This is a genomic window from Burkholderia sp. E168m22, assembly GCF_001319805.1.
In the GTDB taxonomy this organism is placed as follows: Bacteria; Pseudomonadota; Gammaproteobacteria; order Burkholderiales; family Burkholderiaceae; genus Burkholderia; species Burkholderia orbicola.
On sequence record NZ_BBSK01000024.1, the window covers coordinates 19,076 to 27,048 of the forward strand.

Here is a 7,973-nt window from a genome sequence, read left to right on the forward strand (position 1 = left end):
GTTTGGCGGGGTTGCATCGGCCCGTATGTCGGCCGCGCCCCCCCACTCAGCGGCGCGGCAGCGTGTCGCGCGGCATCTGCTCGTCATCGCCCATCAAGTGCCGGCGCCCCTTGATCGGCCGGCGGATCGCAGCGGCGACTTCGGCTTCCGTCACGTCCTCGGACACGACCTTGCGCGCCAGCCGCCCTTCTTCGTCGATCCATTCGACGATCCGGCATCCACCGCCCCACGGCTGGCGAATCGGCTCCGACACGCGGCAGCCGCGCAGGTTGTAAAGGCGTCCGCCAGGCGCTTCCCCGTACGATTTCAACATAGGTTCCCTTCGCATTGCGCGGTTCGACAATCCGGCAAAGGATAGGGAAAAGCGATGTCCGGCGGGTTACATCAGCCTACATATTCTTTACAGCGAATTACGCGACAGATCGTCCGGCCCGCTACGGCCCCTGCCAGGGCCCCGCCCGCTCATTCGAGATCGCGCACGCGGTCGATCGCCTGCTCGAGCCGCTCGACGGCCATCACGTTCAGCCCTTCGATCGGCTGTTTCGGCGCATTCGCCTTCGGGATCAGCGCGGACGTGAAGCCGAGCTTCGCCGCTTCGCGCAGCCGTTCCTGCCCGCGCGGGGACGGCCGGATCTCGCCCGCCAGCCCCACCTCGCCGAACACGATCAGCCCTTTCGGCAGCGCCTTGTTGCGCATCGACGAGTGAATCGCGAGCAGCACCGCGAGGTCGGCGGCCGGCTCGGTGATCTTCACCCCGCCCACCGCATTGAGGAACACGTCCTGGTCGAAGGCCGCGATGCCCGCGTGGCGGTGCAGCACCGCGAGCAGCATCGCGAGCCGGTTCTGCTCGAGGCCGACCGCGAGCCGGCGCGGATTCGGCACGTGCGCCGTATCGACGAGCGCCTGGATTTCGACGAGCAGCGGCCGCGTGCCTTCCTGCGTGACGAGCACGCACGAACCGGGCACGACCTGCTCGTGCTGCGACAGGAACAGCGCGGACGGGTTGGCCACACCGCGCAGCCCGCGCTCGGTCATTGCGAACACGCCGAGCTCGTTGACCGCGCCGAAGCGGTTCTTGAACGCGCGCACGAGCCGGAACGACGAATGCGTGTCGCCTTCGAAGTACAGCACCGTGTCGACGATGTGCTCGAGCACGCGCGGGCCGGCCAGATTGCCCTCCTTCGTCACGTGCCCGACCATGATGATCGCGGTGCCCGACTGTTTCGCGATGCGCGTGAGCTGCGCCGCGCATTCGCGCACCTGCGCGACCGAGCCCGGCGCCGACGTGAGCGCGTCCGAATAGACGGTCTGGATCGAGTCGATGACGGCCACGTCCGGCCGCTCGGTATCGATCGCGGCCTGGATCTTCTCGAGCTGGATCTCGGCGAGCAGCTTCAGTTCGGCCGCCGGCGCACCGCCGTCGAGCAACGCGAGCCGTTGCGCGCGCAACGCGATCTGCGCGGCCGATTCCTCGCCGCTGATATAGAGGGCGCGCCGCTCGCTCGCGATATCCGCGAGCGACTGCAGCAGCAGCGTCGACTTGCCGATGCCCGGATCGCCGCCGATCAGCACGACACCGCCGGGCACCAGCCCGCCGCCCAGCACGCGGTCGAATTCGCCGATGCCGGTGGAGAAGCGCGGCACGTCGGCGGCCTCGATGTCGGCGAGCCGCTGCACCGGCGCCCGCTTCGCGAGCGACTGGAACCGATGGGCGGCCGGCGACTCGGCGACCGATTCGACGAGCGTGTTCCAGGCCTGGCACGACGGGCACTGGCCCTGCCACTTCGGGGTCTGTCCGCCGCACTCGCTGCAGACGTAAACGGTTTTCTGTTTGGCCACGCGCGATGCCCTTATTCCGCTCGCACGGGCACGCGGGCCGCGACCGCGCACATCAGCTCGTAGCCGATCGTGCCGCAATGGCGCGCGACGTCGTCGATCGGCAGCGCATTGCCCCACAGCTCGACGCGCGCGCCGACGCCGGCCTGCGGGCACGGCGTCAGATCGACGGTGATCATGTCCATCGACACGCGGCCGACGATCCGCGTACGGATGCCGTCGACGATCACGGGGGTGCCTTCGGGCGCCACGCGCGGATAGCCATCCGCATAGCCGCACGCGACGACGCCGATCCGCATCGGCGCCTGCGCGGAGAACGTCGAACCATAGCCGATCGCCTGGCCCTTCCCGATCGTCTGCACCGCGATCAGCTCGGACGCGAGCGTCATCGCGGGCTTCAACCCCGTGTCCGCGATATCGGACGACAGCCCGGACGGCGACGCGCCATACAGCACGATCCCCGGCCGCACCCAGTCGAAGTGCGTATCCGGATGCCACAGCACGGCGGCCGAATTCGCGAGACTGCGCGCGCCGGCGATGCTTTCCGCGCCGCGCTCGAACGTCGCGAGCTGCTCGGCGACGCCACGCTCGTTGTCCGCGTCCGAAAAATGGGTCATCAACGTGATCTGACCGATGCCGGGGCACGCGCGGGCGCGCTCCCACGCGGCACGGTATTTTTCCGGCACGTAACCGAGCCGGTTCATCCCGCTGTTCATCTTGAGCTGCACGTTGACGGGCTTCGACAGCCGCGCCGTTTCCAGCATCCGCATCTGCTCGTCGTTGTGGACGGTCGTGGTCAGGCTGTAGCGGTCGATCACGTCGATATCGGTCGAGCGGAAGAAGCCTTCGAGCAGCAGGATCGGGCCGGCCCAGCCGAGCTCGCGCAGCTTCACCGCCTCGTCGAGGTCGAGCAGGCCGAAGCCGTCGGTGCCGCGCAGGCCCGGAAACGCGCGGGCGAGACCGTGGCCGTACGCGTTGGCCTTGACGACCGCCCAGACCTTGGACGGGCCGGCAAAGCGGCGGACGACAGAGAGATTGTTCGCGAGAGCGGCGGTGTGGATGGTGGCGGAGATCGGGCGCGGCATGGGAAATTTACGTAAAGACGCTTGCGAATCATCAGCTTACCGCGCCTTTTGAGCACCGAAGCCGACAATTTGCGGAACGATCGGGGAATCTTGCTAGTCCGAATTCGCGTATTTTCATGTTATAAAGCCGTGCGCACAACCCATTTCGAACGGAATAAGCCGATCGCATACCAGGCGGCCTACGCGGCCCTGCCGCAGCGACGAAAGCATCGCATCAGATGAAAAAAGGTTTTTACACCATCATGGCCGCGCAGTTTTTCTCGTCGCTGGCCGACAATGCGCTTCTCATCGCCGCCATCGCCCTGCTGAAAGACCTCCACGCCCCCAACTGGATGACACCGCTGCTGAAGCTGTTCTTCGTGTTGTCCTATGTGGTGTTGGCGGCGTATGTCGGTGCGTTCGCGGATTCGCGCCCGAAGGGCCGCGTGATGTTCATCACCAACTCGATCAAGGTGGTCGGCTGCCTGATCATGCTGTTCGGCGCCCACCCGCTGATCGCGTACGGGATCGTCGGCTTCGGCGCGGCGGCCTACTCGCCCGCCAAATACGGGATTCTCACCGAGCTGCTGCCGGCCGACCGGCTGGTCGCCGCGAACGGCTGGATCGAGGGCACGACCGTCAGTTCGATCATCCTCGGCACCGTGCTGGGCGGCGCGCTGATCAGCCCGCACATCGCATCCCACGTGATCGCCCATACCCCCGCCTGGATCGGCACGCCCGCCGAGGCCGCGATGGCGATCATCATGGCGATCTACGTGGTCGCCGCGCTGTTCAACCTGCGCATTCCCGACACGGGCGCCCGCTACCCGAAGCAGGAGCGCGGCCCGGTCAAGCTGCTCACCGATTTCGCCGACTGCTTCATGGTGCTCTGGCGCGACAAGCTCGGCCAGATCTCGCTCGCGGTCACGACGCTGTTCTGGGGGGCCGGCGCGACGCTGCAGTTCATCGTGCTGAAGTGGGCCGAGGTGTCGCTCAACATGTCGCTGTCCGAAGGCGCGATCCTGCAGGCCGTGGTCGCGGTCGGCGTGGCGGCCGGCGCGATTGCCGCCGCTGCCCGGATTCCGCTGAAGAAGTCGCTGACCGTACTGCCCGTCGGCATCATCATGGGCATCGCGGTGATGCTGATGGCGTTCTACACGCGCGACCTGTTCCCGGCGCAGTGGGCCGTGCACTTCGGCCATCTGCGCCTGCCGTTCTACCTGATCGTCGCCTACATCTTCCTGATCGGCGTCGGCGCGCTGTCCGGCTACTTCGTCGTGCCGATGAACGCGCTGCTGCAGCATCGCGGCCACGTGCTGCTGTCGGCCGGCCATTCGATCGCGGTGCAGAACTTCAACGAGAACCTGTCGGTGCTCGTGATGCTGTGCCTGTATGCGGTGCTCGTGTGGCTCGACGTGCCGGTCGGCGTCGTGATCGTGCTGTTCGGCACGTTCGTCTGCCTGACGATGTGGCTCGTGATGCGCCGCCACCAGGCGAACCAGCGTCAGTTCGACTCGGTCGCGCTGATCGGCGAATCGCGACACTGACGCTACACTTTCCGTTTTCGTCCGCCGGCGCCGGGGCTCACACCGGCGCGTTGCCCTCATGACGCACCCGATACCCAACCTCCTGACAATCGCCGGCTCCGATTCGGGCGGCGGCGCAGGCATTCAGGCCGACCTGAAGACGTTTTCCGCGCTCGGTGCGTATGGTGCGAGCGTGATCACCGCGCTGACCGCGCAGAACACGCGCGGCGTGACGGGCGTGCATGCGCCGGATGCCGCGTTCGTGACCGCGCAGCTCGACGCGGTGTTCGACGACATCCGCATCGATGCGGTCAAGATCGGGATGCTCGCCAACGCGGCGATCGTGCAGGCGGTGGCCGACGCGCTGCGCCGTTACGCGCCGCGCTTCGTGGTGCTCGATACGGTGATGATCTCGAAGAGTTCGCACGCGCTGCTCGCGCCCGATGCCGTCGACGCGCTGCGCGACACGCTGCTGCCGCTCGCGACGGTCGTCACGCCGAACCTGCCGGAAGCGGCCGCGCTGCTGAACGACACGCCCGCCACCACCGAAGACGACATGGTGCGGCAAGGCGAGGCCCTGCTGCAGACGGGCGCACGCGCGGTGCTGATGAAGGGCGGCCACCTGCCCGACGCGTCCGCGAGCCCCGACTGGCTCGTCGAAGCAACCCGCACCGTGCGGCTCGACGGCGCACGCGTGCCGGTCAGCAATACGCATGGCACCGGCTGCACGCTGTCGTCGGCAATCGCCGCGCTGCTGCCGCAGCAGCCCGACCTCGAAAGCGCGGTACGCGAGGCAAAAACCTACCTGACCGGCGCAATCGCCGCGAGCGGCCACCTCGACGTCGGTCACGGCGTCGGTCCGGTCCATCACTTCCATCGCTGGTGGTGAGCGGCCGCTGACGCGGCGTCAGTGATCCTGCGCCGCGAACGCCTGCGCGCGCGCCGGCCAGTCGTCGGGCACGACGAAACCGCGCGCCGTCTCGCGCCACGTGCCGTCGCCCCCCTTTTCATGGATCGCGATCAGGTCGGGCGTCTGGCGCGTCGCCAGCACGGCCGGCAACTCCGGTGCGCTCGCCAGCGGCTCGGGCTCGACACCCGCGCCGGCGACGGCACGCCGCGGCGCCAGCCACGCCAGTCTCGGCAATACGCTCCATGCCGCGCCGTCACGCTGCGCGGCCGCCCACGCCGGCCACTGCCCGTGCGTCAGCCAGAAACCGCGCGGATGATCCGGCGCGATTTCGACGGACACCGGCGGCACCGGCGCGCCGTACGGATGGAACAGCCAACCCTTGATGAACATCTGCGCGTCGGCCGGGGCGCCGTAGCCGAGCCGGGCAAAGCCGTCGTGTTCGCCGAGCCGCAGCTGGTGGTCGAGCAGCCGGCTGCGCTTGCGGTCGAACCGGTCGACGAGATTGGGGCCGACGAAGTCGGCGAGCGATGCGCCGTCGCGGACCGGCGCGCACAGATAGCACTTCACCGCGAGTTCCCAGTGCAGGCGCCGGCCGTCGGGCGTATCGACGAGAAAATCGACTTCGCCGAGCGTGCGGCCGTTGCTGCGCAGCGGCAGATTGGCCGCGACGAGCCGCAGCGACGGCCCGTGGGTCAGAAAGTACTCGAGCAGGCATTCGGCGTAGCGGCCGAGCCGGGTGGGCCGAAACCCGTCGAGCGCGCGATGCAGCGGCCCGGGCTGCGCATCGAGCGCGGCGAGCCACGCTTCGACGGCCGCTTGGCCCGCCGCATCCGGCCACGGACGCGCGAGCGGCGCGCCCGGCACCGCGGTGAGCAGGCTCGGGCTGGCGAGCAGCCAGCCCAGATCGCGCACCGCGGCGTCATGCAGCGTATCGACGAACGCGACCGCCGCGCCGGTCGTCATGGCCCGGTCGGGCCGTTCGTGTCGGCGCCTTGCGCACGCTTGAACGTGTCGCGCGCGAGGCACAGGTCGGCCCACGCCTTCGACTTGTCCTGCAGGCTGCGCAACAGGTACGCCGGGTGATAGGTGACGATCACCGGCACGCCCTCGTACGCATGCACGCGGCCGCGCAGCGACGCGATGCTCGCGTCCGTCTTCAGCAGCGTCTGTGCGGCAAAACGGCCGAGCGCGACGATCAGCTTCGGCTTCACGAGCGCGACCTGGCGCTGCAGATACGGCTCGCAGCTCGCGACCTCGTCCGGCTCCGGGTTACGGTTGCCGGGCGGCCGGCACTTGATCACGTTCGCGATGTACACGTTGTCGCCACGCTTGAGCGCCAGCGACTGCAGCATGTTGTCGAGCAGCTTGCCGGCCTGGCCGACGAACGGCTCGCCCTGCTTGTCCTCGTTCTCGCCCGGCGCTTCGCCGATCAGCATCCAGTCCGCTTCGCGGTCGCCGACGCCGAACACGGTGTTGGTCCGCTTCTCGCACAGACGGCACAGCGTGCAGTCGGCCACGCGCGCGGCCAGCGCATCCCAGTCGAGCACGGCGACCGGTGTGCCGGCGGGGTGCGATTCGGCGGCCGGCACGGGCACGGATTCGCCCGGCGGCGCCGCGTCGAACCACGCGAAATCGTCGTCTCCCGCCGGCGGTGCCTCATCCTTCGGCGGCATCGTATCGGTCGATGCGGGCGATGTGATCGATGCAGCCTGCGCGGACGGGCGATCGCCGTCGACTACACCGTGCGCCGGCGCCCGCGACTCGCGAGCCGGCAAACCATCGGCAGCGCCACGCGCGACGGCCGTCGGCCTGTCGCCCTGTGCCGGCGCATGCGCTGCACGCACCGGCCGCTCGGCGGCGACGGCGGTACCGTCGTCGGGCGCCGCGGTTTGCGCGACGGCAGGCGCGTCGGCTGCCGCGCCTTCGTCCGCGCGCTGCCCGCGCCGCACCCAGATCTGCGCGAGGCCCAGTTCCTCGAGCGCCGCTTCACCCCACGCCATGCGCGTCCCCCTCGTCCTTGTTCAGCGTCAGACGCATCACGATCGCGTCCTCCCGGCTGCGATGCTTCGCCGGATAGTAGTTCTTGCGCCGGCCGATCGTCACGAAACCGAAGCGCTCGTACAGATGAATCGCACGCGGATTGGACGGCCGCACTTCGAGCAGCACGCCGTCGAGCCCCTCCGCGCGAGAAATGCGCACCGCCTCGCGCAGCAGCGCGAGGCCGGCGCCCGCATGCTGCGCGGCCGGCGCGACGCACAGATTCAGCAGATGCATCTCGTCGACCACGGGCATCAGCACGCAATAGCCGACGAGCGACCCGGTCACGTGCCGCAGGCACACGCCCAGATAGCCATTGCGCAACGAATCCTCGAAGTTGCCGCGGCTCCACGGGAATTCGTACGCGACGTGCTCGATCGCGACGACTTCGTCGAGGTCGGCGTCCGTCATCGGCGCCAGATAGCGGTCGCTCAGCAGGACCCCCGTCATCCGTTCGCTCCGCCCGTCTGCGCGGCCCGTGCCGCGATGCGCTCGGCGGTGGTCTGCGCGACCTTGTCACGCACGTATTCGGGCGCGGCCTGATCGGCCGGCACCGCCCGCCCGGCGCGGAACGCGCGCAGCGCGGCATGCGCGACCGCC

At 68.9% G+C, this 7,973-nt stretch carries 8 protein-coding genes and 1 pseudogene; 2 read left to right on the forward strand and 7 right to left on the reverse strand.

Annotation, left to right across the window (positions count from 1 at the left end; all coding sequences use genetic code 11):
- Positions 1 to 46 precede the first annotated feature (46 nt).
- From AP428_RS07775 to alr, 3 genes are all read right to left on the reverse strand, one after another.
- Positions 47 to 313: a DUF2866 domain-containing protein gene (locus tag AP428_RS07775; protein WP_006488228.1), complete on the reverse strand. Its 267-nt coding sequence runs from the start codon at positions 311 to 313 to the stop codon at positions 47 to 49.
- Between the two features lie 149 nt (positions 314 to 462).
- Positions 463 to 1,839 carry a DNA repair protein RadA gene (gene radA, locus AP428_RS07780; protein WP_006488230.1) on the reverse strand — a complete coding sequence of 459 codons (1,377 nt, stop codon included), beginning with the start codon at positions 1,837 to 1,839 and terminating at the stop codon, positions 463 to 465.
- Positions 1,840 to 1,850: 11 nt separating this feature from the next.
- Positions 1,851 to 2,921: an alanine racemase gene (gene alr / locus AP428_RS07785; RefSeq protein WP_006478469.1), complete on the reverse strand. Its 1,071-nt coding sequence runs from the start codon at positions 2,919 to 2,921 to the stop codon at positions 1,851 to 1,853.
- A 218-nt stretch (positions 2,922 to 3,139) separates the two neighbouring features.
- Here alr and lplT point away from each other — a divergent pair, with 218 nt between their 5' ends.
- Both lplT and thiD read left to right on the forward strand, forming a co-directional pair.
- Positions 3,140 to 4,447 carry a lysophospholipid transporter LplT gene (lplT, locus tag AP428_RS07790; RefSeq protein WP_006478468.1) on the forward strand — a complete coding sequence of 436 codons (1,308 nt, stop codon included), beginning with the start codon at positions 3,140 to 3,142 and terminating at the stop codon, positions 4,445 to 4,447.
- 58 nt (positions 4,448 to 4,505) lie between these two features.
- The gene (thiD, locus tag AP428_RS07795; RefSeq protein WP_054927935.1) at positions 4,506 to 5,315 is read left to right on the forward strand and encodes a bifunctional hydroxymethylpyrimidine kinase/phosphomethylpyrimidine kinase; all 810 of its coding nucleotides are present in this window, start codon (positions 4,506 to 4,508) and stop codon (positions 5,313 to 5,315) included.
- Positions 5,316 to 5,333: 18 nt separating this feature from the next.
- Here the strand turns inward: thiD and AP428_RS07800 are convergent, their stop codons facing one another.
- From AP428_RS07800 to AP428_RS07815, 4 genes and pseudogenes are all read right to left on the reverse strand, one after another.
- Positions 5,334 to 6,299: a DUF1853 family protein gene (locus AP428_RS07800; protein ID WP_054927936.1), complete on the reverse strand. Its 966-nt coding sequence runs from the start codon at positions 6,297 to 6,299 to the stop codon at positions 5,334 to 5,336.
- Positions 6,296 to 7,336: a uracil-DNA glycosylase gene (locus tag AP428_RS07805; RefSeq protein ID WP_054927937.1), complete on the reverse strand. Its 1,041-nt coding sequence runs from the start codon at positions 7,334 to 7,336 to the stop codon at positions 6,296 to 6,298. Before AP428_RS07805 ends, AP428_RS07800 begins: the two co-directional genes overlap by 4 nt.
- Positions 7,323 to 7,823 carry a ribosomal protein S18-alanine N-acetyltransferase gene (gene rimI / locus AP428_RS07810; protein ID WP_006478464.1) on the reverse strand — a complete coding sequence of 167 codons (501 nt, stop codon included), beginning with the start codon at positions 7,821 to 7,823 and terminating at the stop codon, positions 7,323 to 7,325. The genes AP428_RS07805 and rimI overlap by 14 nt, the downstream gene beginning before the upstream one ends.
- Positions 7,820 to 7,973, reverse strand: a pseudogene (locus tag AP428_RS07815) (tRNA (adenosine(37)-N6)-threonylcarbamoyltransferase complex dimerization subunit type 1 TsaB); the annotation flags it as partial. The gene rimI and the pseudogene AP428_RS07815, both read right to left, overlap by 4 nt.